This window comes from Erythrobacter sp. MTPC3, assembly GCF_042854385.1.
GTDB lineage: Bacteria > Pseudomonadota > Alphaproteobacteria > Sphingomonadales > Sphingomonadaceae > Erythrobacter.
This window is the reverse complement of the sequence record NZ_BTGP01000001.1, coordinates 322,580-347,416: the sequence shown is the minus strand read 5'-3', so window position 1 is coordinate 347,416 and position 24,837 is coordinate 322,580. Positions and strand designations below refer to the sequence as shown.

At 60.3% G+C, this 24,837-nt stretch carries 20 protein-coding genes and 1 tRNA gene; 5 read left to right on the top strand and 16 right to left on the bottom strand.

Translation table 11 applies throughout. The annotated features are described in order from the left end of the window. Entirely contained in the window at positions 1-3,585 is a 3,585-nt protein-coding gene (locus ACGHU1_RS01715; RefSeq protein ID WP_390582792.1) for an error-prone DNA polymerase, read from the top strand. A 9-nt stretch (positions 3,586-3,594) separates the two neighbouring features. Next, complete coding sequence (locus ACGHU1_RS01710) at positions 3,595-4,335, top strand: extensin family protein (protein WP_390582791.1); 741 nt, start codon at positions 3,595-3,597, stop codon at positions 4,333-4,335. A gap of 19 nt (positions 4,336-4,354) precedes the next feature. Here ACGHU1_RS01710 and phoB read toward each other — a convergent pair whose 3' ends face one another. The 8 genes from phoB to recJ form a co-directional block, all read right to left on the bottom strand. Then, positions 4,355-5,044 carry a phosphate regulon transcriptional regulator PhoB gene (phoB, locus tag ACGHU1_RS01705; protein WP_390582790.1) on the bottom strand — a complete coding sequence of 230 codons (690 nt, stop codon included), beginning with the start codon at positions 5,042-5,044 and terminating at the stop codon, positions 4,355-4,357. Between the two features lie 123 nt (positions 5,045-5,167). Beyond that, positions 5,168-5,839, bottom strand: coding sequence for a phosphate signaling complex protein PhoU (gene phoU / locus ACGHU1_RS01700; RefSeq protein ID WP_390582789.1), 672 nt, complete (start codon positions 5,837-5,839; stop codon positions 5,168-5,170). Next, positions 5,839-6,606 (bottom strand): phosphate ABC transporter ATP-binding protein PstB, encoded by a 768-nt coding sequence (gene pstB / locus ACGHU1_RS01695; protein ID WP_390583176.1) that lies wholly within the window; start codon positions 6,604-6,606, stop codon positions 5,839-5,841. Before pstB ends, phoU begins: the two co-directional genes overlap by 1 nt. 17 nt (positions 6,607-6,623) lie before the next feature. Beyond that, positions 6,624-7,880, bottom strand: coding sequence for a phosphate ABC transporter permease PstA (gene pstA, locus ACGHU1_RS01690; protein WP_390583174.1), 1,257 nt, complete (start codon positions 7,878-7,880; stop codon positions 6,624-6,626). A gap of 31 nt (positions 7,881-7,911) precedes the next feature. Next, the gene (gene pstC / locus ACGHU1_RS01685) at positions 7,912-9,297 is read right to left on the bottom strand and encodes a phosphate ABC transporter permease subunit PstC (RefSeq protein WP_390582787.1); all 1,386 of its coding nucleotides are present in this window, start codon (positions 9,295-9,297) and stop codon (positions 7,912-7,914) included. A gap of 205 nt (positions 9,298-9,502) precedes the next feature. Further along, positions 9,503-10,732 carry a sensor histidine kinase gene (locus ACGHU1_RS01680; RefSeq protein WP_390582785.1) on the bottom strand — a complete coding sequence of 410 codons (1,230 nt, stop codon included), beginning with the start codon at positions 10,730-10,732 and terminating at the stop codon, positions 9,503-9,505. A 145-nt stretch (positions 10,733-10,877) separates the two neighbouring features. After that, positions 10,878-10,952 (bottom strand) — tRNA-Glu (locus tag ACGHU1_RS01675). A 93-nt stretch (positions 10,953-11,045) separates the two neighbouring features. After that, entirely contained in the window at positions 11,046-12,845 is a 1,800-nt protein-coding gene (gene recJ / locus ACGHU1_RS01670) for a single-stranded-DNA-specific exonuclease RecJ (protein WP_390582783.1), read from the bottom strand. Positions 12,846-12,927: 82 nt separating this feature from the next. Between recJ and ACGHU1_RS01665 the strand changes: the two genes are divergently transcribed. Continuing rightward, positions 12,928-13,419, top strand: a complete 492-nt coding sequence (locus ACGHU1_RS01665; RefSeq protein WP_390582782.1) for a flavodoxin family protein — start codon at positions 12,928-12,930, stop codon at positions 13,417-13,419. A gap of 155 nt (positions 13,420-13,574) precedes the next feature. Further along, positions 13,575-14,354, top strand: coding sequence for a hypothetical protein (locus tag ACGHU1_RS01660; RefSeq protein ID WP_390582780.1), 780 nt, complete (start codon positions 13,575-13,577; stop codon positions 14,352-14,354). A 15-nt stretch (positions 14,355-14,369) separates the two neighbouring features. Here the strand turns inward: ACGHU1_RS01660 and ACGHU1_RS01655 are convergent, their stop codons facing one another. Both ACGHU1_RS01655 and ACGHU1_RS01650 read right to left on the bottom strand, forming a co-directional pair. Then, positions 14,370-15,374, bottom strand: coding sequence for an NAD(P)H-dependent flavin oxidoreductase (locus tag ACGHU1_RS01655; protein WP_390582778.1), 1,005 nt, complete (start codon positions 15,372-15,374; stop codon positions 14,370-14,372). Between the two features lie 49 nt (positions 15,375-15,423). Beyond that, positions 15,424-16,467: an amidohydrolase family protein gene (locus tag ACGHU1_RS01650; RefSeq protein ID WP_390582776.1), complete on the bottom strand. Its 1,044-nt coding sequence runs from the start codon at positions 16,465-16,467 to the stop codon at positions 15,424-15,426. 394 nt (positions 16,468-16,861) lie between these two features. Here ACGHU1_RS01650 and ACGHU1_RS01645 point away from each other — a divergent pair, with 394 nt between their 5' ends. Next, positions 16,862-18,745 (top strand): DEAD/DEAH box helicase, encoded by a 1,884-nt coding sequence (locus ACGHU1_RS01645; protein ID WP_390582774.1) that lies wholly within the window; start codon positions 16,862-16,864, stop codon positions 18,743-18,745. A 33-nt stretch (positions 18,746-18,778) separates the two neighbouring features. Here ACGHU1_RS01645 and leuA read toward each other — a convergent pair whose 3' ends face one another. The 6 genes from leuA to ilvC all read right to left on the bottom strand — a co-directional run bounded on the left by leuA (position 18,779) and on the right by ilvC (position 24,832). Next, positions 18,779-20,455 (bottom strand): 2-isopropylmalate synthase, encoded by a 1,677-nt coding sequence (gene leuA, locus ACGHU1_RS01640; protein WP_390582772.1) that lies wholly within the window; start codon positions 20,453-20,455, stop codon positions 18,779-18,781. 254 nt (positions 20,456-20,709) lie between these two features. Continuing rightward, complete coding sequence (locus ACGHU1_RS01635; RefSeq protein ID WP_390582771.1) at positions 20,710-21,198, bottom strand: hypothetical protein; 489 nt, start codon at positions 21,196-21,198, stop codon at positions 20,710-20,712. Positions 21,199-21,295: 97 nt separating this feature from the next. Next, entirely contained in the window at positions 21,296-21,706 is a 411-nt protein-coding gene (locus ACGHU1_RS01630; protein ID WP_390582769.1) for an I78 family peptidase inhibitor, read from the bottom strand. Positions 21,707-21,747: 41 nt separating this feature from the next. Further along, positions 21,748-22,896, bottom strand: coding sequence for an alpha-hydroxy acid oxidase (locus tag ACGHU1_RS01625; protein ID WP_390582767.1), 1,149 nt, complete (start codon positions 22,894-22,896; stop codon positions 21,748-21,750). A 297-nt stretch (positions 22,897-23,193) separates the two neighbouring features. Next, positions 23,194-23,793: a DUF4329 domain-containing protein gene (locus tag ACGHU1_RS01620; RefSeq protein WP_390582765.1), complete on the bottom strand. Its 600-nt coding sequence runs from the start codon at positions 23,791-23,793 to the stop codon at positions 23,194-23,196. Between the two features lie 19 nt (positions 23,794-23,812). Then, positions 23,813-24,832: a ketol-acid reductoisomerase gene (gene ilvC, locus ACGHU1_RS01615; protein WP_390582764.1), complete on the bottom strand. Its 1,020-nt coding sequence runs from the start codon at positions 24,830-24,832 to the stop codon at positions 23,813-23,815. Positions 24,833-24,837: the final 5 nt, after the last annotated feature.

Below are 24,837 nucleotides of genomic sequence, written 5' to 3'. Positions count from 1 at the left end.
ATGCCCGACGCCCCGCTTACCCCCGATAAACGCACGCTGGATGTCGATCCCGACCTGATCGAGACGCCGCCGCGCGCGCCTTTCGTTGAGCTGGGGCTTGTCAGCTGTTTCAGTTTCCTGCGCGGTGCATCCGATGCAGTCGACCTTGTGATGACGGCCCGCGCCTTGGGATATGATGCCATCGGGATCGCCGATGCGAATTCGATGGCGGGCGTGGTTCGCATCCACACAGAGGCCGCAACGCTCAAACTGCGCCCCGTGATCGGCACGCGCATTGAAACGGTAGAGGGACTGGCCTTCCTCGCCTATCCAAAGAACCGCGCGGCGTACGGGCGGCTATGCCAGCTTATCAGCACAGGGCGGATGCAGACGCTGAACGGGGAATGGCAGGAAAAAGGCGTGTGCGAAATCGACCTCGCCATGCTGGCTGATCATGCAGAGGACGTGCAGCTGATCCTGATTCCGCCGGATGATCTGGATGAGAGGGTGAGCGTGCCTGCATGGGCCAGCAATGTCGTCGCGCTGGATGGCAGCGATCTGGAAAGCCATGTAACGGGCGCTTTGCCCGATATTCTGCCACATCTGGTGCGCGGCCTGCCCAGCCTGCGCCACCTTGCCGCAAGCTATCTTTACCGCGGGGAGGATATTGCCCGGATCGACCGGCTTGATGCGCTGGCCCGTGCGCATGGCCTTGGCCTGCTGGCGACCAACGATGTGCATTACCACGCGCCGCAGCGCCGCCCCTTGCAGGATGTGATGACGGCAATTGCGAACAAGACGACCGTGGCGCAGGCAGGGCACCTGCTCCATGCCAATGCCGAACGGCACCTCAAATCTCCGCAGGATATGCTGCGGCTGTTTGCCCGCTGGCCCCACGCGATCCGCGCCGCGCGCGATGTGGCGGATGCCTGTGATTTCAGCCTTGATGAACTGCGCTACGAATATCCCGAAGAGATTTATCCCGACGGGATGTCACCGCAGGAATACCTCGAGACGGAGACATGGAACGGTGCAGAGCGGCGCTATCCCTGCGGCGTGCCGGACAGCGTGCGCGATACGCTGGAGCGTGAGCTTGCCCTGATCGCGAAACTGGATCTTGCGCGGTATTTCCTCACCATCAAGGATATCGTCGATTTCGCGCGGCGCGTCGAACCGCCGATCCTGTGTCAGGGGCGCGGCAGCGCGGCCAATTCTGCGGTTTGCTACTGCCTTGAGATAACCAGCGTCGATCCGGCCAAACACCAGCTTTTGTTCGACCGCTTCATTTCCGAAGAACGCAAGGAGCCGCCCGATATCGATGTCGATTTCGAGCATGAGCGGCGCGAGGAGGTGATTCAGTACATTTACAAGAAATACGGCCGTCACCGCGCCGGGTTGACCGCCACAGTCATCCATTACCGCCCGCGCATGGCGATCCGCGAAGTGGGCAAGGCGATGGGACTGTCGGAGGACATAACCAGCTCGCTCGCGCGGACAGTGTGGGGCGGGCACGGGCGCGAAATCGGTGAGGCCCATGTCGAGGAGATCGGCATGGACATGACCGATCCGCACCTCAACCGTGTGCTGAAACTTACCCAGCAGATGATCGGGATGCCGCGCCACCTTTCGCAGCATGTCGGCGGATTCATTCTGACCGAAGGCGCGCTGACGCAGACCGTGCCGATCGGTAACGGGGCGATGCCCGATCGCAGTTTTATTGAGTGGGACAAGGACGATATTGAGGCGCTGGGCATTCTGAAAGTCGATGTGCTGGCGCTGGGGATGCTGACCTGCATAAAAAAATGCCTCGATTTGCTGGAGGGGCATCATGACCGCGCCCTGACGCTGGCCACGGTGCCGCGCGAAGACCCGGAAACCTATGCGATGCTGCGCAAAGGGGATTCGCTCGGCGTGTTTCAGGTGGAAAGCCGCGCGCAGATGAACATGCTTCCGCGCCTGCGCCCGCGTGAATTCTACGACCTTGTCATTCAGGTGGCGATTGTCCGGCCCGGCCCGATCCAGGGGGATATGGTGCACCCTTATTTGAAAAGGCGGCGCGGGGCAGAGCAGGTCGCAATTCCCAAACCATCGCCGCAGCATGGTCCGCCGGATGAATTGTCCAGCATTCTGGAACGGACGCTGGGCGTGCCGATCTTTCAGGAACAGGCGATGAAGATCGCGCTGGATGCGGCGAAGTTTTCCAGTCTGGAGGCGAACCGGCTGCGCAAGGCGATGGCAACGTTCCGGTCGCGCGGGATGGTCGATGAACTTCAGGATATGATGGTCGAACGCATGGTAACGCGCGGATACGACCGCGAATTTGCCGAACGGTGCTTCAACCAGATCAGAGGCTTTGGCGAATACGGTTTTCCCGAAAGCCACGCGGCCAGCTTTGCGCATCTGGTTTACGTGTCGAGCTGGCTCAAATGCCATTTCCCGGCGGCGTTTGCATGTGGCCTGCTGAATTCGCAGCCAATGGGCTTTTACGCACCGGCCCAGATTGTGCGCGATGCACGCGACCACGGGGTCGAGGTGCTGCCAGCGGACGTAAATTGCAGCATGTGGGATTGCACGCTGGAGGAAATCGGCACGGCCACTGAAGGTGGGGTAAAAGAGGGCGAGCATGGCCGGTTCGACCGGCACATCGCGATGCGCCTTGGCCTGAGGCAGATTGACGGTATGCCCGAACATGTTGCAGCACAGATGATCGCAGAGCGCGAGGAGAACGGCATATTTCATGACGTGGCTGCGCTGCGTGGGCGTGCCGGGCTTTCGCCTGCTCATATTGAGCGGCTTGCCAGCGCCGATTGCTTTGCCTCTATGCAATTGTCACGCCGTCAGGCGCTGTGGGATGCGCGCAGCCTGATTGCCGGGCCTGACTTGCCGCTGTTCCGCGCCGCTGCCGAGCGGGATGAGGGGGCGGAGCGGGCGCCGGTGCAATTGCCTGCCATGCCATTGTCGGAAGAGGTGGTGGCCGATTACCAGACCACCCGGCTCAGCCTGAAAGCGCACCCGATGGCGTTCCTTCGCCCGCAGCTCGCCGAACGCGGTTTTGTGCGGGCCTGCGACCTGCGCAACCGCAAATTCCGCTCCATGGTAAAGGTTGCAGGCGTGGTGCTGATCCGCCAGCGACCGGGCAGTGCAAAGGGGGTGTGCTTCATCACGCTGGAGGATGAAACGGGCGTCGTGAACCTCGTCGTGTGGCCTGATCTCAAGGAGAAGCAGCGCACCGTGGTGATGGGTGCGCGGCTTATGGAGGTGCGCGGACGGGTCGAATATGATGACGAGGTGATCCATGTCATCGCGCAGCATATGACCGATGCGACCGAACAGCTTTACAGCCTGTCCGACGATATGCTGAACGCGCCGGTCGCGCGCGCGGATCATGTTAATTCTCCGCTGCCCTCGCAGGTGGGCGGAAAGCGGGTGATGAACCCGCGCGATGATCTGATCCCGGGCGATACTGAAACCATCCGTCCGCGCGATTTGATCGACCAGTTGCCGGATGCCAGCGGCGCCCCCAAACGCAGTCTGCGCAGCGTGCCTGGTGCCCCTGCGCATCCGCGCAATTTGCGGATACTTCCTAAGTCCCGCGACTTTCACTAAGGCCGCAGCATGTCTCGCAAAACGCAGAAGAAAAACATCAGCCGCAAAATTGGCAAGTTTCGCGGCGACCGGCGCGTAATCGGCTTGCTCGCCCTGTTCGCAGCATTGATCGCGGCATGGAGCTGGCTCGAGGCGCACCCTGAAGATAACCCGTGGGCACCGCTCGATCTGCGCCACCCCATCGGCATGGCGACCGCTGGCAAGCTGGCGGCGCTTAAAGATGATGTGGAGCTGTGCCGCGTGACGCTGGAGCGCAGCGAGGTGGAATTTCGCGCGCTTGAGGGCACTGGCAACGCCGCGTGCGAACGGCCCGACCGCACGCAGCTCGATAATTATCCTCTCGCGCCGGACACCCCTTCAGTCACTTGTCCGGTCGCCGCCGCGCTTGAACTGTGGCGCACCAAAAGCGTGGCTCCTGCAGCGCAAACAATTTTCGGTAGCGAGCTTTCCCGGATCGAGCATCTCGGCGCCTATTCCTGCCGCCGCCTCTATGGCCGCGAAGAGGGCGCATGGAGCGAACATGCGAGTGCCAATGCAATCGATATCTCTGCATTCGTCTTGACCGACGGAACGCGCATCAGTGTGCTGGATGATTGGGACGAGGGAGGCGACAAGGCGCGATTTCTGCGCGAAGTGCGCGGCGGAGCCTGCAATGTTTTCGCAACCGTGCTTTCACCCGATTACAACGCGGCCCATGCGAACCATTTCCATTTCGACCAGCAGGGCCGCTGGAGCGGTGTTTGCCGCTAAGTCAGGTCAGGCTCACAAATCAGGCCACTTCGAGCGCGTAGCCGGCTGACCGGACAGTGCGGATCGGATCTTTCGCCCCGTCGACCACTATAGCCTTGCGAAGGCGGCGGATGTGCACATCGACCGTGCGCAATTCGATATCGCTGCCCGTGCCCCATACCCCGTCAAGCAGCTGGCCCCGGCTGAACACGCGGCCCGGGCTTTCCATGAAGAATTTGAGCAGACGGTATTCGGTCGGGCCAAGCTGAAGCGAATTGCCGCGTCGTTGAACCTTGTGCGCGACAGGATCCAGTTTGATATCGCCGACTTCGATTGTCTCTCCGGCGAGGGCGGGGCGGATACGCCGCATCACTGCCGCCACGCGCGCCAGCAATTCGCGCGGGCTAAACGGTTTTGTCAGATAATCATCGGCGCCTGTTTCAAGCCCGCGAACACGGTCATCCTCGGCCTCTCTCGCGGTGAGCATGATGATCGGCACATGGGCCGTTTCCTTGTCACGGCGCAGGCGGCGGCAAACCTCGATGCCGCTGGTGCCTTCGATCATCCAGTCGAGGATGATGAGGTCGGGCACGTCTTCGCTTGCCAGAACCAACGCTTCGTCACCGTCGCTGGTGGAGCGGACATCGTACCCTTCGTTCTGAAAACGATATTCGAGCAGTTCGCACAGCGCCGGATCATCTTCGACCAGCAGCAGTTTGGCGGCAGACATTCGCACAACTCCCTCTCACCCCCGGCACAACCTATCGTGCCTTCGTTCCGGGTCATGTTGCAAATCGGCTACCGTTTTATGACATGGTGCCCTGCTATCTTTCCACAGCCAAAGAATAAGCGCCTAGGGACGGTCTTCCTCTGGCGGGTAAGAGCCGGTCGCGGCAAAGTGCACCATTTCAGCCACATTGGTCGCGTGGTCGCCAATCCGTTCCAGGTTGCGCGCGACAAACAGCAGCTGCGCGGCGCTGGAAATGGTGGCAGGGTTTTCGACCATGTGGCTGACAAGATTGCGAAAAATGCTGTTGTAGAAGGCGTCAACCTTCGCATCTGTCGTGATAACTTCGCGGGCCAGTTCGGGATCGCGCGCGGCATATGCGGTCAGCACGTCGTGCACCATTTCGCCCGCCAGATCGCCCATCGCAGGCAGCAGCGTGAGCGGTTCGAACCGGTCGCGCCCCTCGATCATGTGAACACGTTTGGCGATGTTTTTCGAGTAATCGCCGATCCGTTCGATCACGCCGGCAATTTTCAAAGCTGCGATCACTTCGCGTAAATCGTCGGCCATCGGCGCACGCAACGCAATGATGCGCACGGCCAGCTTGTCGACTTCCGCTTCGAGCGCATCGATCTTTTTATCGCGCGCAACCACCCGGTCACCCAGCTCTTCATCACCGCGAACCATCGCCTCCAGCGCTTCCTGGATGGCCACTTCGGCAAGGCCGCCCATCTCCGCGATCAGGCCGCGAAGCCGGGTAATGTCTTCATCGAACGCTTTGACCGTATGGTCGGCCATCAGCCGTACCGTCCGGTGATATAATCTTTGGTGCGGTCTTCGATCGGGTTGGTGAAGATGTCCGATGTGCGGCCATATTCAACGATTTGCCCAAGGTGGAAGAACGCGGTGCGCTGACTGACGCGCGCAGCCTGCTGCATGGAATGGGTGACGATCACGATGGCGTAACGGCCCGATAGATCATCGATCAGCTCCTCAATCTTGGCTGTGGCAATGGGGTCGAGCGCGGATGCTGGCTCGTCCATCAGGATAACTTCGGGATCGACCGCAATAGCGCGCGCAATGCAGAGACGCTGCTGCTGACCGCCGGACAGCGCGGTGCCCGAATCCTCCAACCTGTCCTTCACCTCGTCCCACAAGCCAGCGCGGGTCAGTGATTTTTCGACCACAGCATCAAGATCAGCCTTCTTTTCAGCGAGGCCGTGAATTTTCGGGCCGTAGGCGATGTTTTCGTAGATGGATTTCGGAAACGGGTTCGGTTTCTGGAAAACCATTCCAACACGCGCGCGCAGCTGCACCACGTCCATCGCGTTGGAATGGATGTCGTCGCCGTCCAGTTCGATCAGGCCGGTCACGTTGGCCGACGGGATCGTGTCGTTCATGCGGTTGAAGCACCGCAAGAAGGTCGATTTTCCGCAGCCCGACGGGCCGATGAACGCGGTCACATAATCGGGCGAAATGTCGATCGACACCTCGTCGATGGCTTTCTTGTCGCCGTAATAGACCGAGACATCGCGCGCCTTCATTTTGGCGGCGGTGTCTTCCATATTTTCGTGAATGACAGTCACCAGGTCTTCTCGAATTTGTTGCGAAGGTAGATTGCGAGGCCGTTCATCAACAGGAGGAACAGCAGGAGTACGATGATCGCCGCGCTTGTGCGCTCAACGAAGCCGCGGTCGATTTCATCGGACCACAGGAAGATTTGCATCGGTAGTACAGTGGATGGCGACGTAAAGCCATCCGGCGGCGTCGCGACGAAGGCGCGCATACCGATCAGCAGCAGCGGCGCGGTTTCACCGAGCGCGCGCGCCATGCCGATGATCGTGCCTGTCAACATGCCCGGCATTGCAAGCGGGAGCACGTGATGGAACACGACCTGCACCGGCGATGCGCCGATTGCCAATGCGCCGTCGCGGATGGACGGCGGCACAGCCTTGATCGCGTTGCGGCCCGAAATCACGATGATAGGCATCGTCATCAGCGCCAGCGTCATCCCGCCAATAAGCGGTGCAGAGCGGTAATTGGGAAAGAGCCACAGGAACACCGACAGGCCCAGCAAACCGAAAATGATCGAAGGGACCGCCGCCAGATTGTTGATCGAAACCTCGATCAGGTCGGTCCAGCGATTTTTCGGAGCGTATTCCTCCAGATACAGCGCCGACAGAACGCCAATCGGGAAGGCGAGCAGGAAGGTCACGATCATGGTCAGGATCGAACCTTTAAGCGCGCCCCAGATCCCCGCAGCCTGAGGGCTGGTGGCGTCCGAGCGCGAGAGAAAGCCAAGATCCCAGTTTTCTGCAAGCTTGCCCTCTGCCTCCAATTGCTGCGCGAGCGCCTGCATCTCTGGCGAACCCTCTCCAGCAAGACCGGCGGCGAGGTCTGACGACGCCGGAAGATAGAAGGTTTCTGACCGCTCGATCAGCGATGGATCGGCCTGCAAGGCAGCAGCAACATCGCGCCAGGCTTCACGGCTGACCTGACTGGCGGCCTCTTCGCCAAGAGCTTCTTCGGCGTAGAAATAGACGACTTCGTCGAGGCCCTGCAATTCGAGCACCTGAAGCGCGGATGGCGCAGTCAGCGAAACTTCGTCGCCGGTGACCCCGCTTTCGGGAAAGTCGATTGGCACTTCGAGTTCGGCGCGTTGAAAACCGCCAATTCCGTTCAGCAGCATATTGCCGAGGAGAAAGATCAGCACCGCGACCGAGAACAGGATCGCGCCCTGGCCCATGCGTTTGAAATTGCGTTCGGCGCGGTAGCGTTTGGCCAGCCGCTGTTCGAACTCGCCCGTTCGGGTGGGTCCGACATTATCGGCGGTCATCATCGGCGCAGCACCGGCGGCAGGGTTGGCTGTATTACTCATAAGCTTCACGGAACCGTTTCACGACGCGCAGCGCGATGACATTTAGCACAAGGGTGACGAGGAACAGCGCAAATCCAAGGGCGAATGCGCTGAGGTATGTCGGGTGATCGGTGCTTTGTTCACCGGTCAGAAGTTTCACGATCTGCACGGTCACAGTGGTCATCCGGTCGAGCGGATTGGCGCTGAGATTGGCTGCGGTTGAAGCGGCCATGACCACGATCATGGTCTCGCCAATTGCACGGCTGACCGCGAGCATGATCCCTGCGACAATGCCGGGGAGAGCGGCGGGAAACAGGACTTTTTTGATCGTTTCCGATTTCGTCGCGCCCATTGCATAGCTGCCATCGCGCATGGCGCGCGGCACAGCGGCGATGGAATCGTCGGCCATCGACGAGACGAACGGAATGATCATCACGCCCATGACGATACCTGCGGCAAGCGCGCTTTCCGTCGATGCGCTAGTGATCCCGATAGCAACCGCTGCATCGCGGATGGCCGGGGCAATGGTGAGCGCGGCGAAATACCCGTAAACAACGGTTGGAACACCGGCGAGAATCTCTAGCGCCGGCTTAACCCATTGCCGCAGTTTTGGATCAGCATACTGGGTCAGGTAAATCGCGCTCATCAGCCCGAGCGGGATGGCGACGATCATGGCAATGATCGCACCGATGAACAGCGTGCCCCAGAACAGCGGGATCGCGCCATAGCGTGACCCATCGGGATTGTCGGCGGCGCTCATCGGGTCAGGGCCCCAGAATGTGCCAAAAAAGAAATCGGCCGGCGAAACGAGCGTAAAGAACCGATAGGTTTCAAACACCAGGCTCGCGAAAATGCCGAATGTCGTCAGGATCGCCACCAGCGAGGCAAGCAGCAGGATGATCATCACCGTCCGCTCTACCCGGGTGCGCGCCTTGAAGTCGGGGCGCACACGCAGGAACGCAAAAGCACCGCCTGCAAAACCGATCATCAGGGTAAGGATGATACCGATCAGGTTGTAGCGGCTGATCGCCTCGCGAAAAGGCTCTACCAGTGCATCCGCACCGTCATTGAACACGCCCGGTGCATTGCCAAGCGCGACTGTTCGCGCCTCTGCCAACCATGAATCGCGTTCAAAACCAAAGGCTGGCAAGCTTTGCGCGCCGGGAGAGGTCAGGACGCTTTGCGTGACAAGCTGCGGCGCGATGAAGGACCATAGGGTGACGAATGCGAGCACTGGAATGACAATCCAGAGTGCCACATACCATGCGTGATAGGTCGGGCGCGCGATCGGGCGCACGTCGGGGCTGGCCTTTTGAAAGCTCCACGCCTTTGCGCGGCCAGCCAGCCACCCTGCCAGACCCAGCCCGATGGCAATCAGAATGAGCGTGATCGGCGACATGAGTTAAACCTGTTTCCCCTGAGCGCCCAAGGCGACTTGTCCGTAAACCGAATGCGTGTGAATGCCCGCAAGTTCACTGCGAGGATCGCGTTCACTGCGAGGATCGCGGCTTCGATCCCCATCAGCCTTATCGTGGTTGGTGCCCCATGCAGGCGCGATGTTCAAAAAATAAGACACTGCAAAGACAATTCTCAAGTAATCGGCCTCAGGCAATCGGATCGGCGTTTGCTGCCACGGCACCGGATTTTGCGCTATCACCCTGTTCCGCCAGCGGTAATCGGACCGAAACGCGTGTCCCTTTGCCAAGATCGCTGTCGATCTCAAGCCTGCCGCGATGGCGTTCGACAATGTGTTTTACAATGGCAAGGCCAAGACCGGTTCCGCCCGACGCGCGGCTGCGGCCAGGATCGGTGCGATAGAATCGGCGGGTAAGGTGGGGCAGCTGGTCCGGCGCGATTCCTTCGCCCTGATCGACAACGGTGATGCGCGCCTGGCTGTCCCGTGACCGGTCCAGCGTTACGTTGACCGGTGAGCCCGGAGTGCCATATTTCAGCGCATTGTCGACGAGATTGCGGATCACCTGTTCCAATTGCTGGCGATCGCCGCGCACCTTTGCTTCGGCCGACAGGCTTAGCACCAGTTGTTCGGCGCGGTTCGGACCTGCAGCGTCCTGAGCCGCACGCTCCACCATCCCCGGCAATTCGATTAGATCTGTGGGCAAGTCGTGCTTTTCCGCCTCCACCCGCGACAGGCTCATCAGATCGCTGATCAGGCTTTGCAGTCGTTTGCCTTCGCGTTCGATAATGCCGAGAAATTTTTGCGAGGTCGGCGAATCCAGACTGTCATTGCTCTCGCTCAGAGTTTCGACATAGCCGAGGATCGCGGCAAGCGGGGTGCGCAGTTCGTGACTGGCGTTGGCGACGAAATCGGTGTGTGCACGGCTGATGTCTGCCTCTGCGGTTTGATTGATCAACTCAATCACCGCAACGCCGCGATAGACCGTCTGGCGGTTGATTTCCCAGATGTCCTGCCGCCTGACGAGTCCGCGCACTATCGCGCGGCCACTGCGGTCCTTGTTGAAAAGCGCGATTGCCTCGGGCTGGCGGAAGGCGACGCGGGCGTCCTGCCCGACCATGTGCTGGCCCAGAATGCGGCGCGCCGCTGCGTTGGCAATGGCGATGGTGTTTTTCTCTGTCACTAGGACTGGGGTCGATGAATTTTCGAGGAGCTTGCGCATCGAATCGACGCTGAAAGATTGGTCCACCACCACTCTTTCAGGTTCTGGCGCACCGCTTATGTCCAGCATCAAAGAGCCGATCCACACGCCAAGCACCGTCAGCGAGATAATCGGATCAAGGCCCAGCATCAGCATTGCGACAAACGTCACAATAGCCAGCATAATGCCCGCGACTGGAATGGTGTCCCTCAAGCTCATAGCGCAGGTGCCTTAACCCCATAAGCTGCGCGTTGAAAGCGCCTAGGGTCCCATGCGCACAGCGCCATGCGGGCAAAGCGCGCAAACGCACGCTTTCCAGCCCGAGCGAGGGCGGGGCAGTGTGTCACACCAATGTAAGAAAAGGTGGTGACCCCTACGGGAATCGAACCCGTGTTTCAGCCGTGAAAGGGCCGCGTCCTAACCGCTAGACGAAGGGGCCACGCTCGTTTGCGAGAGCGCGCATCTAGGGGTGTGTGAGGAATCGGTCAAGCCCGTATGCGCCGGTTTCTGGAAAAATTATCGGCGCAATCCGTCAATCGGCGAATGCGGCGTCTTCGAGATGGAGTTCGGCGGCAGGTCTTGGCCCCCAGTCGTCAATCTTTACCCGTCCTGCAAGGTGGAAGCGGCGCCCCTTGCTGCGGTGGAGCAGGGTCTGCGCCATTTCGGTCTCTGCGGCCCTGAATGCGATTCCTTTGAACGATCTGCCATCTTCGCCTGCCGCGATGATGCGCAGGTGATCTTTGCCTACGATATCGGCTTTAACGATGCGCACAGGGCCCACCGCAATGCGCGGCGCAGGCCAGCCCACGCCATATGGACCAGCCGCATCAAGGGTGTTCACGAGGTCCGGCGTCAGTCCGCCCGGGGCCAGTGACAGATCAAGCTGCATGGATTGCTCTGCGCGGGCACGTTCGACATCGCGGGCCAGCCGGGTGTCGAGGAATTCTGCGAACGCGGGCAATTTGGCGCTTTCAATTGTAAGGCCAGCCGCCATCGCATGTCCGCCGCCTGCGACCAGCAGACCTTGTTCGCGCGCTGCGATAATAGCTGCGCCAAGATCAACGCCGCTGATGGAGCGCCCTGATCCCTTGCCGGTGCCATCGGCTGTATCGTTAGCGATGACGATGGAGGGTTTGCCGGTCTTTTCCTTGATCCGACCAGCCACGATGCCGATGACGCCGGGATGCCACCCATCACCCGACAGCACCTGCACCGACATGTTGTGCTGCGCGGCGATCTGGTCCTCGGCCTGTTCCTGCACCTCTGCCTCGATCGCGCGGCGTTCTTCGTTAAGCTGGGATAATTGCTCGGCGATGGCGCGCGCTTCTTCGGGATCATTGGTGGTCAGCAGCCGCACGCCCAGTGTCGATTCGCCAATACGCCCGCCAGCATTGATGCGCGGGCCCAGCGCAAAACCCAGATCGCTCGCTTGCGGCGAACGTTTCAGCCGGCTCGCATCCATCAGGGCCGACATGCCAATGCGGTCGCGCCGGGCGAGTATCTTCAGCCCCTGCGAAACAAATGCCCGGTTCAACCCGTGCAGCGCGGCAACATCAGCGACCGTGCCCAGTGCAACCAAATCGAGCAGGCTCATCAGATCGGGCTCTTTGCGATCCTTGAAAAAACCCTGCGCTCGCAATGTCCGCGTGAGGGCAATTCCCAGCAGAAACGCAACGCCAACGGCGGCAAGATGGCCGTGGCTGGCGGCGAGGTCATTTTCGTCGAGCCGGTTTGGATTGACCAAAGCGACTGTCGGGGGAAGGTCGGCAGAACATTTGTGGTGATCCACCACGATCACATCGACCCCCGCATCGCGGGCCATGCCCAGTGCCTCATGCGCCATCGCGCCGCAATCGACGGTTACAATTAGGCTAGACCCGGCTTCTGCCAGTTTGACCAATGCCTCTCCGCTGGGGCCATACCCTTCGAGCAGGCGGTCGGGAATGTAGTATTCGGCGTTCAGGCCCAGATCGCTGAGCAGCTCCACAAGAAGGGCCGCACTGGTCGCTCCATCGACGTCATAATCGCCGTAAACGGTCACTTTTTCCTGAGCGAGGATCGCCTGCGCGATGCGTTCAGCGGCCTGATCCATATCGCGAAATTCCGACGGATCAGGAAGGAAACCGCGCATGGTCGGATTGGCATGGCGCGATACATCATCCGCTGCCACGCCGCGCGTCATCAGCAGCTGCGAGAGGATATCGTAATCGAGGCTGCTCATCCCCGATGCGGAGGATTCGCCAAGGTCCATATTGCCGCCCCGCCAAAGCCAGGCGCGGCCATTCAGCGATTTTGAAACACCTAGGACGTTGGAAAGGGATCGGGTTGCCATTGCAGCATGATACCCGATCACGGCGCGGTGCAACACCCGCCCGGCATTGACAATCTACAGCCGAGCGGGCTTCCTTCTTCCAATGCCCTCGGATGCTTCGTCTAAAACCTTGCTGGTCGTGTGGCACAGTCGCACTGGCGCGAGTGAAGCGTTGGCGCGATCTGCTGCGCGACCCGGCGACGCGCTGCTAATTCGGGCAAGCGATGTCACCGCCGACCATCTGCTATCAGCGGCGGGTTACCTGTTTATCTGCCCTGAAAACCTCGGCGCATTGAGCGGCGAGATGAAAGAGATGTTCGACCGCACATATTACCCGGTCCTCGGCCAGATCGAGGGGCGGCCTTACGCCACCATTATCGCAGCAGGATCGGACGGGGAGGGGGCGCAGCGCCAGCTTGACCGGATTGTGAAGGGCTGGCGATTGAAGCGGGTGGCGGAGCACGCAATCGTCAACATTGATGCGCAGACACCCGAAGCGATCCTCGCCGCCAAACAGGTCCCTCAATCCGCTCTGGATGACGCGGGTGATATGGGCCTCGCGCTGATAGAAGGGATCCATGCCGGCATATTTTGATGTCAGACGATTACAAATTCGCATTGGAATTCAGTGCTCGGCGGTTATGAGATGAACCGAAGAGGTTCGGTCCGCTTGCCAAAATCAGGTTCGCGGATTGCAGGAGGGTTCTACTAATTTCTGAATTTCAGCCTGCGAACGGCACCGGACTGCATTTGCTGTTTGCCAGTGGCAAGCGGCCGGCGCACTCTGCTATTCGAGAATTTTTCAAAGGCCACGGCCGCACAAGCATTTCCAACGATCCGTTTCCCGATGGTCCACTGCAATTGGCCCAGCCGGGCAAGCGTGACCCGCAAGCCACCCCAGTAGATATGCGCACAGGCGATAACCGCTTATCCACCGAATTGCTGTGCGATGGTCTGACGTTCGACCTGCACGGGCTTGCGCCCGGTGCGAAGAGCGCGGTGCCGGATGTCGATCATATGTTTGACATGACCGAACGGCCAGGGGCACTTCGGCTTGAGGCTCTGCAACTGCTTCCCGGACGGCACATCAAAGGCGCTGCACACACAATGCCGGTCGCGCGCTGTATGATCGAACTTGCCCGTGACTTCGTGCGCCAGTTCGACGACCTCACAGCCGTAATCTGGGAGCCATCAAGCAGCGCGATCGGTCGCCGTTTCTTCGAATCCATCGCGACCGCATGGCTTGACGGCGGAGCATTCCCCGCACCCGGCCTTGTCGCCTTTCGCGACACGCGCGACGGGGCAGTGCAGAGCGTCGGGCTCGATTTCTGGACCGGTCAGGAACTCAGGATCGAAGAGCCGCTGTCGAATGACACTGCCGAAGCCGGACGTCTTGGTGTGCGGATCATCAACCGGCTCGTGCCGCTGGGCGGGCTGGATACCAGCGAGCGGATGGTCGGGCTCGACGGCAATATCTTGATGTTAAGGCCGTCGCGCAATGGCAGGTATGTGCGCGTTACCCGCGAGTAGGGCTCCTCGCGGCGGTTACTCCGCAGCTTGAGACATTGCGGCCCATGACGAATAGTTCGAATTGGCGAGCAGGCGCGCTTTCGCTTCGTGATATTCCGCTTCCATCCGGGCGACCAAATCTTCGACCGAGCCGACCGACTTGATCGCGCCGACGCCCTGACCCGATCCCCAGATGTCTTTCCAGGCCTTCGCCTTGGTGTTGCCGCCGCTGCCGAAGTTCATTTTGGACGGGTCGCTGGTCGGCAGGTCATCCGGGTCCAACCCGGCATTCTCGATCGAAGAGCGCAGGTAATTGCCGTGAACCCCTGTGAACAGGTTGGTGTAGACGATCCCGCTCGCGTCGCCATCGACGATCCCTTGCTTGTAAGCCTGATCGGCGTTCGCTTCTTCGGTTGCGATGAAGGCGCTTCCTGAATAGCCGAAATCGGCGCGCATTCCCTGCGCAGCGAGGATTGATGAACCGTGCGCGATAGAGCCGGACAGGGCGATCAGGCCATCGAACCATTCGCGGATTTCCTGCATCAGGGCAAACGGCGAAAGCGCGCCCGCATGTCCGCCAGCGCCCGCTGCCACAGGGATAAGCCCGTCGGCGCCTTTTTCGATCGCTTTCTTGGCGAAGCGGTTGTTGATGACATCGTGCATGGTGATGCCGCCCCAATTGCTTACCGCCTGAAAGATCTCCTCGCGCGCGCCCAGAGAGGTTATGACCATCGGCACCTGCCATTTTTCGCAAGTCGCCATGTCGGCCATGACCCTGTCGTTCGACTTGTGGACGATCTGATTGACGGCATAGGGAGCTGCCGGGCGGTCCGGGTTTTCGCGGTTATGCTTCGCCAGTTCTTCGGTGATCTGGTGCAGCCATTCGTCGAGCAACGTTTGCGGCCGCGCGTTCAGCGCCGGAAAGCTGCCGACAATGCCCGCCTTGCACTGCGCAATGACCAGCTCCGGTCCCGAAACGATGAACAGCGGCGAACCGATGAGCGGCAGGCGAAGACGGTCGAACGGGGCGGGAAGGGGCATGGGTCTCTCCGTAGATGGCTTTGCGAGCGCGGTAGGTTGCAAATCGCAATCAGGCAAGCACCTCTTCAATCCGATAGAACCGCGCTGCCGTGCCCGCGTAAAGCGCGGCCTTATCAGCATCGCTCGCGCCGTGTGTCAGGCGTTTAAATGCGTTCCACAGCACCGGATACGTCGCGCCCCACCGGTCAACGGGGTAATTGCTTTCAAACATCGCACGCTCCGGGCCAAAGGCTTCGATGCACGTCTCGATATAGGGCCGCCACAGCGCCGCGAGCCGCTCGGAACCCACACCTGCGGCTGGCCCTTCTTCCGGCAAGGCGCAATTGTGCATTGCCAGCCCGCCCAGTTTGACGACCACGTTTTCGCACGTGGCCAGTTCCTTGATGTTGGCGCGCCACGTGTCGAAGCGTTCGTGCAGCTTGCCGGCATAGCTCGCCATGCCCAGCGGCGTGCCGCAATGGTCGAGGCAGATCGGTGTATCGGGAAACGCGCGGGCAAGGTCGATCACGTCGGGGATTTGCGGCTCCAGTATCCACGCATCGAAACTGAGGCCGCGTTTGCCAAGTTCCGCGAAACCTTCGCGGAACACCGTGTCGCGGTACAGTTCTGGCGGAGCATGGAACGGCGGGCCAAGCACCTCTGGATCGGCATCCCACGCGCCCTGGTGCCGGATGCCTTTGAACCTGCCGGGGGACGCTGCAATGAGCGCGTCGAGCACATCACCCGCTGCGCTGCCAGCCAGCAGGTCTGCATGTCCCACGATCCCTGCACACGCACGAAGTGGACCGTAAAGCCCGCTCGCCGATTGCGCGGCCACACCGTTAACGAATTCGACCTCGCCAACTGGCTTCTTCGCGTCACCGTAACTGGCGTTGTAGAACGCGCCGCATTCCATGAACACGGTGGCGATCACATTGTGGCCGCTGGTGACGTCGGCATGAAGGTGGTCGAAAGTGTAGTGCGCCGCCGGAACCAGCGTCTCGAGGAAACGGTGGCGCGGCTCCGGGAACATCGGAAGCATGGGCCGCAAGTCCCACAGGTGGTGATGCGGGTCGATGATCGGCAGATCGGGTTCAAGGATGGCTTCGGTCACGGCGTCGTTCTCTCCCAAATCGGACCGCTTTTGCGGCCTCGCGTCCACGCCATTGGGCGAGACATGGACCGCATGTTACACGGTCCTGAGCGGAAATCTCGCATTGTGTGTAGGACCCACGAATTCAGGCAGCAGGCAAGGGCGGTAAAAGGGGACATGCTGCCGCTGGTAGCCATGCGATTTCGAGTAGGAAACCGGTCCGCTTCAAAGCCGCCGCAACTGCGCCCCTTCGCTATTGCAGCATTTTTCGCAAGCCAAACCTGCAAAGATCGCGTATAGGCGCACCAACCCCTGCGGCACGTCTGTTCGTTCCGCCCGCCAGCAACCCCTATTCTGTCGGCCATTTTCCCCGCTCACTGCGCATGGCGCGTGTGCGCCATTCGAGTTTTTTGTCATGTCTTTTTCCAATCTTCCCGAAACCCTGCAATCTGCTTTGGCAGAGCGGGAATATTCCTCCGCCACCGATGTCCAGTCGGCGGTCCTAGAACCGGAGGCGATTGGCCGCGATCTGGTCGTTTCGGCCCAGACAGGCTCGGGCAAGACGGTGGCATTCGGCCTCGCCATGGCGGGCGAGATGCTCGATGAAAATGGCAAGGTGCCTTTCGCAATCGCGCCAAAAGCATTGGTTATCGCCCCGACACGTGAACTGGCATTGCAGGTCAGCCGCGAGCTCGGTTGGCTGTATGCAAAGGCCGGTGCGCGCGTCACGACCTGCGTCGGCGGCATGAACCCCTCGCAAGAGCGCAAGGCGCTGCGTAGCGGCGCGACCATCGTCGTCGGCACTCCGGGCCGTTTGCGCGACCATCTGGAACGCGGCGCTCTCGACCTGTCGGAGCTGGCTGTTGCGGTGCTGGATGAAGCGGACGAGATGCTCGACATGGGTTTCCGCGAGGAACTCGAAGCAATCCTAGACGCGACCCCGCAGTCGCGCCGTACATTGCTGTTCTCCGCCACGATGCCGCGCCCGATTGAGGCGCTGGCCCGCCGTTACCAGCTTAACTCGCTGCGTATCGCGACCATCGGAAAAGAGCGCGGCCACGGCGACATCGCCTATCAGGCCGTTACCGTTTCTCCGCCGGAAATCGAAAACGCCGTGGTCAACCTGCTGCGTTATCACGAGGCGGAAACGGCGATCCTGTTCTGCGGCACGCGTGACAAGGTGCGCCATCTTCATGCGACCTTGCAGGAGCGCGGGTTTGGCGTGGTTGCCCTGTCGGGTGAGCATTCCCAGCAGGAACGCAATCAGGCGCTTCAAGCGCTGCGTGACAAGCGTGCGCGCGTCTGCGTCGCCACCGACGTGGCTGCGCGCGGTATCGACCTGCCCAGCGTCAGCCTCGTCGTGCATGTCGAGATACCCCGTGATGGCGAAACGTTGCAGCACCGTTCGGGCCGGACCGGACGTGCTGGCAAGAAAGGCACTGCGGTCCTGATCGTGCCCTTCAGCCGGCGCAAGCGGGTCGAAAGCATGCTCCGTCATGCCAAGATCAACGCAGAATGGATTGACGCGCCAGATCGAGACGCAATCAAGGCAAAAGATCACGAACGGCTGCTGTCCGTCTTGCTGGAGCCGGTCGAGATTGATGATGCGGACCGGGAACTGGCGAAGAAAATCCTCGCCGAGAAAAGCCCCGAAGATATCGCAGCCCAGCTTGTCCAGACGCACCGGGCGAAAATGCCAGAACCCGAAGAGCTCACCGCCAACACGCCAGAGGCGCGGCGCGATGCGCAAAAGGAACGGCACCGTCCCGGCTTTGAAGACACCGTCTGGTTCAAAATGGATATTGGCCGCCAGCAGAATGCCGATGTGCGCTGGATATTGCCGCTGATCTGCCGCCGCGGTCATGTAACGCGCAATGAAATCGGAGCCATCCGCATCGCGCAAGGCGAGACGTTCTTCCAGATCCCGCGCACCCACGCGGACAAATTCAACGATGCGATCCAGCGGACGGCTGAAACCGACGATCATGACAAGCCGGTACACATCGAAATGACCAATGAAGCGCCGCGCGATGCCGGTCGCCGCAATCGTAAAGAGGGCGGCCCAGGCGGCCAAGGGGGGCAAACCCACGCAAAGCCGTTTCGAAAAGGCAAGCCGGGGGGTAAACCCGGCGGTAAATTTGCAGGCAAGCCGGGCGGAAAGTCTGGCGGCAAACCTTACGCGGGCAAATCGAACGACAAGCCAGGCGGCAAATTCGAAGGCAAGCCAAAGGACAAGGGCGGGTTCAAAGGCGGGCCGAAGAAAGCCAAGCCGTTCAAAGGCAAACCCGTCAAAGGTTAAGCTTCACCGCGCGACCACCGCTAGCCTGACGGCCTAACCGACCGCCGAATTCGCAGCGGACAGGACAGCCCGCACACTGGCGGTTGCGACATCTTCATCGATGCCGCAGCCCCAGACCGTGCGGCCCGATGCATCGACGCACTCCAGATATGTCGCCGCGTTTGCATCTGTGCCGCTGCCCAGCGCCTGCTGCGTGTAATCGACAACTTCCAGTTCCACACCGAATGTCTCGCGCAGCGTATCCATAACGCTGGAGATCAATCCCTTGCCGCGGCCGGACACGCTTTGCGTCTGCCCCTCGACCGCGATCTTGCCTGAGAAAACGCGCGTGCCGTCTGACGCTCGGGTCTCGTCGTAATCGACCAGCTGGAAATGCTTGTTCGGGGTTTGCACGTGATAGGCGGCCTTGAAGGCCTCCCAAATGTCATTCGCGTCCAGTTCGCGTGATCTGGTGTCGGCAAGTGTCTGGACGTGCTTGGAAAAATCTTTCTGCATGGTCTTGGGCAGTTTCAGCCCCTGTTTCTGTTCCAACACCCATGCAAAGCCGCCTTTGCCGCTTTGTGAATTGACGCGAATGACCGCCTCGTAATCGCGGCCCAGATCGGCGGGGTCGATTGGAAGGTAGGGCACGCGCCATTCTTCGTCATTCTGCGCGTCGTTGGCCTCGAAACCCTTTTTGATCGCGTCCTGGTGGCTGCCGGAAAACGCGGTGTAGACCAGTTCCCCGCCATAGGGGTGCCGCTGATGTACGGGCAGGTCGTTGCAATATTCGACCGTTTCGATCACCCGGTCGATATCGGAGAAATCAAGGCCGGGATCGACGCCTTGCGTGTAGAGGTTGAGCGCCATCGTCACGAGGCAGCAATTGCCCGTGCGCTCTCCATTGCCGAACAGGCAACCTTCGACCCGGTCCGCGCCCGCCATCAGCCCCAGCTCGGCCGCCGCCACTCCGGTTCCGCGGTCATTGTGGGTGTGGAGCGAGATCACCGCGCTTTCGCGGTTCGGCAGGTTGCGGCAGAAATATTCGATCTGGTCGGCATAAATGTTCGGCGTCGCCGCCTCCACCGTGGCGGGGAGGTTGAGAATGATCGGATCGTCCGGCGTCGGGGCAAGCACGCCCATCACCGCCTCGCAAACCTCGATCGAAAAATCGAGCTCTGCGGTGGAAAATGTCTCCGGCGAATATTGGAACTGCCAGGCTGTATCCGGACGTTTCGCCGCCTCGTCGCGCATGACCTTTGCACCGGCAACAGCGATTTCGCGCACTTCGTCTTTCGACATGCGGAACACGATATCGCGCCATGCTGGACTGACGGCGTTGTAAAGGTGCACGATGGCTGCGCGAGCGCCTTCGAGACTTTCGAAACTGGTGCGGATCAGGTCTTCGCGGCTTTGCGTGAGAACCTGCACAACGACATCGTCAGGTATCGTGCCGGATTCGACCAGGTGTTTGATAAAGGTGAATTCCGTCGCGCCTGCGCTGGGAAAACCGACCTCGATTTCCTTCACGCCTATCTCGACTAGCAGATCGAAAAACCGCGCTTTCTTGACCCCGTCCATCGGATCGATGATCGACTGGTTGCCATCGCGCAAATCGGTTGAAAGCCAGCGCGGCGCTTTGTCGATCAGGCGGGATGGCCACTCACGATTGGGAAGATCGATCTGGCCAAACGGACGGTATTTGGCAGCGGGGTTGGAAAGCATGGGCATGGAATACGACTTTTCAAAACTTTGTGAGACTGGCTGCTGCGATCACCCTTGAGCGGTGGGCCGCGCCGGTATCACGCGCAGCCGGTCACGCCCAAGGGCGCGTTAGTCGTAGTAGGATGCCATTGCTGCGGATCATGCGCTATCTTCTTGCCGATAACGCGGCGCGGTGCAAGCGCGAAGCTGAGAAGCGGTGCCGCTGATGAAACGCCTCAGGGCGCTTTGTGCGCGCTCTATATCAGCGATGTTTGAACGCTTCAGCCGCAACGCGCGTCCCGGATGATATCCTGATTGTCCAGCATCATATTCAACCGCGGGCTTTCCGGGTTGGGCGCGATGTAATCGCCGCCCGGCCGGACAAACCGGATTTGCGCGCCCGGACCTGCAGTATCCTCGATATCTACACGGGTGCGGGAATCTGCAACTTTTCCGATGAAAGGGCCCATCCGGTTGGCATTGCAGGTCGCAGATGCAGGATCGGTCGCGGTCCCTGCTGCAAAGGCACCGGGAGCCGCGTTGGCAGGTGCCGGGGCGGGAGGTATTGGCTGAGCGACGTTTGGCGATTGCTGGGCGAGGGGTGCTTGCACTGCGTTCGCGGCAGGTTCCGATGACGCGGCGGTTCCATTGTTGATTCGCGCGGCAAAATCCGCAGCGTCCGTATCCGTTTCGCCCGCCGCAGGGTCATTTCCGCACGCGGCCAGAGTGAGGCAGCATACCGCCGTCAAACACACTGCAAGTGACTTCATCGAAACCCCCGTCACGAATTAAGCTCGCCCTGTGTTTAATCGCCCTTTGCGTTTCAGTTTCGTGACATTGAGGGTAAATCGCGCCGAAGCGCCCGCGTCAATAGCAGTCGATCCGTTCAATTACGCCTGCTTCATCCAATTCGATATTGATGCGGTGGGCGCGCAAATCTTCGATCACGGGAGTTCCGCGGGGTATCCAGCGAAGATCACCGGCGGTGGCGCTGTTTGTCGCCTTGGCGATCCGCTCTCGCAATTCCGGGGTGCCCTGCTGCCCGACATATTGCTGGACCGCATCAGCGCCGCACCGATCTGGCGTGATGCCGAGGCAATTGCTGCCCGCCGGGCGGCGAATATCGGGATTGATGCCGGGACAGGGAGTGAGATCTGGCAGAGGTGTGGCTCTATCGGCCTTAGCTATTTGAGCCGGTGCGGGCTCGGTCGGAGCATCGCCCACAGACGGGGTGCACCCCGTCAACATCGCAGCACCTATCAGCAGATTTGCAGCCATTTTCATGACCCTAAGCTGCAGCGCAGCATATGAGGGCTGGATTAACGTGTGCGGAGCCGGTCGCGGTTCAGCGCGGCGATATTCGTCACGCCCATCAGGCGCATCCCGCGTTCGATCTCGTCTTTCAGTATGCCGAGTGCCCGTTCTACGCCGTCCTGTCCCGCAGCTGCGAGTGCATAAAGATACAGCCTTCCGCCCGACGCCGCGCTTGCCCCGCTGCACAGCGCTTTCAATGCGTGCGTGCCGCGCCTGATGCCGCCATCGCAGATGATTTCGATCTCTCCGCCGACTGCATCGACAATTTCAGGCAATTGGTCGAAGGGCGCGCGGCCGCCGTCAAGCTGCCGGCCGCCGTGATTGGAGATCATGATCGCATCTGCGCCGATCTGGACCGCACGGCGCGCATCACCGGCGCTCATCACGCCTTTCAGCACGAATTTCCCGCCCCATTGCTGACGGATCGCAGCGGCGGTGTCCCAGTCCATCGATGTGTCGAGCATCGTATTGAAATATTCCGCGATGCTAACAGCCTTGCTCGATCCCTCGGTCACGTGCGTATCAAGGTTGGGCAGGCGGAATTTTTCGCGCAGCAGGTAATCGAGAGTCCAGCGCGGCCGCGTGGCATAGCTCCACACGCTGGCCGGGGTAAATCGGGGCGGGGTGGTAAATCCGCTGCGCAGACACCGTTCGCGTTTTCCCGATACGATCGTATCCACCGTCAGCGCCAGCGCATCGAACCCAGACTGCTGGCACCGTTCAATCATGTGGGTGTTCAGCCCCTTGTCCTTGTGGACGTAAAGCTGAAACAGTTTTGGCCCGGCGGTCAGCGCGGCGATTTCTTCGATTGAGCGGGTGGCAAGGCTGCTGATGCCGAACCACAGACCGAACTTTTCCGCCGCTTTGGCGACTGCGGTTTCCCCCTGCCAATGGAATGCGCGCTGGACCGCGGTTGGCGATAGCATCAAGGGTAAAGCGCTCTTCCGGCCAAGGATGGTGCACGATGTATCGATGCTTTCCACACCGGCCAGCACATCGGGCACTAGATCGACACAATCATAGCTTTGCGTGTTGCGCGCCTTGGTAACTTCGTCATCGGCAGCGCCGTCAATATAATCGAACACCGGGAATGGTAGCCGTGCGCGGGCAAAAGCACGAAAATCACCGATATTGTGGCAGTCGGACAGTCGCATCGTATCTCTCAGATAAGCGCGATGACCCTTGGCCGATTGCGCCAGATGTGTCGAGCGTGATGCAATCTGATGCCTCAGCCGCCGACGCCGGCAAAATTATTTGCCCGGCGTGTCACCAATTGTGTGGGCTGTGCGAACACCAAATGTGCGCGGTGTCTCAAATGACTAGCGTGTTCAAAACGGGAGTTTGTGCGCCGAATGCCCGACGGCGCGCATTCCGGATGTGGCCGAATTGATTTCCTCCTAGTCGTCTCGGTCACATCCATTCGAATAGCGGCCGGGTTCGAACTGTGCGATTTAGCAAGTGGCGGAGGCGTTGCGGAACCGCGCCTGCAACCGCTTGATATCGTATTGCGTTTCAGGGGCGCTTGCAGGGCAGGGGCGGTAATTGGGGTCCTGTTCAAGGCACCCTTCGCCGCAGACCAGATTGGCAGTTTGCGATTGCCAGTCGATGCGCCAGAAACGGCCCCCCGGCGTGGCGAGATACCCGTCGAGCCGGGTTGCAATATCGCTTTGAAGGTCTTGAAAACTGGGCGCTTCGTCATCGAAAACGACACTGGCGCCGCCATGCGTGTGGAACGTCGCCACCGGCTTCAGCCCGACTTTACCGCTGTTTTCATAGCTGCAACTGGCGATGTCGCCTTCGAACACTTCGAGGGTGGAAAGCGTGCCGCGATCATCCTCGACGATCACGCCGCAAAATTCGCGCTGTTCGGCAAAGGATCGCCGCTGGAGATCGTTCAATTGCTGACGCGCATACCGCTCCACCTCGGCAGGGGCGGCCACGATCTCGCGCGGTTCATACACCGGCTCGTGATTGGCGACCCGGATCATGACGAAGATCCAGGCCGCCGCGCACGCAATTAATATCAGGGCATTGTTCCGGGTGAGTTTCATTTCGCCCGGATAAATGGGGTCAGTTCTTGGATTTGTCGACCAGTTGGTTCGCGCTGATCCAAGGCATCATCGCGCGCAGCTGGGCCCCGGTCTTTTCGATCGGATGCGCTTCTGCGGCCTTGCGGCTGGCTTTCAATTCCGGCTGTCCGGCGCGGTTATCGAGCACGAAGTCCTTCACGAACCGGCCCGACTGAATGTCGGCAAGCACACGCTTCATCTCCGCTTTGGTTTCTTCTGTGATGATACGCGGGCCGGTTTTGATGTCGCCATATTCAGCGGTGTTGCTGATCGAATACCGCATGTTCGCAATGCCGCCTTCATAAAGCAGATCGACGATCAGCTTCGTTTCGTGGAGGCATTCGAAATATGCCATTTCCGGCGCATATCCCGCCTCGGTCAGCGTCTCGAACCCGGCCTGGATCAGGTGGGTGATGCCGCCGCACAGCACAGCCTGCTCACCGAACAGGTCGGTTTCGCACTCTTCCTTGAAATTGGTTTCGATGATGCCGCTGCGTCCGCCGCCGACACCGCTGGCATAGGCGAGGGCGACGTCATGCGCGTTGCCGCTGGCGTCCTGATGGATCGCGATGAGGCAGGGGACACCGCCGCCGCGCTGGTATTCGCTGCGAACCGTATGGCCCGGACCTTTAGGCGCGATCATGATGACATCGATGTCATCCGGCGCCTCGATCAGGCCGAAATGCACGTTGAGGCCGTGGGCGAATGCGAGCGCGCTGCCCGGCTTCATGTGACCGGCAAGATCGTTTTCCCAGATACCGGCCTGATGTTCATCGGGCGCAAGGATCATGAGGATATCGGCCCATTTGGCGGCTTCGGTGTTGGACATCACCTTGAAACCAGCGTCTTCGGCCTTCTTGGCGGTCTTGGAGCCTTCGCGCAGCGCAATTGCAACCTCGCTTACGCCGCTGTCACGCAGGTTTTGCGCATGGGCGTGACCCTGTGAGCCATAGCCGAGCACGGCGATCTTCTTCGATTTGACCAGACCCAGATCGGCGTCGGCGTCGTAGTAAACTTTCATTTGAG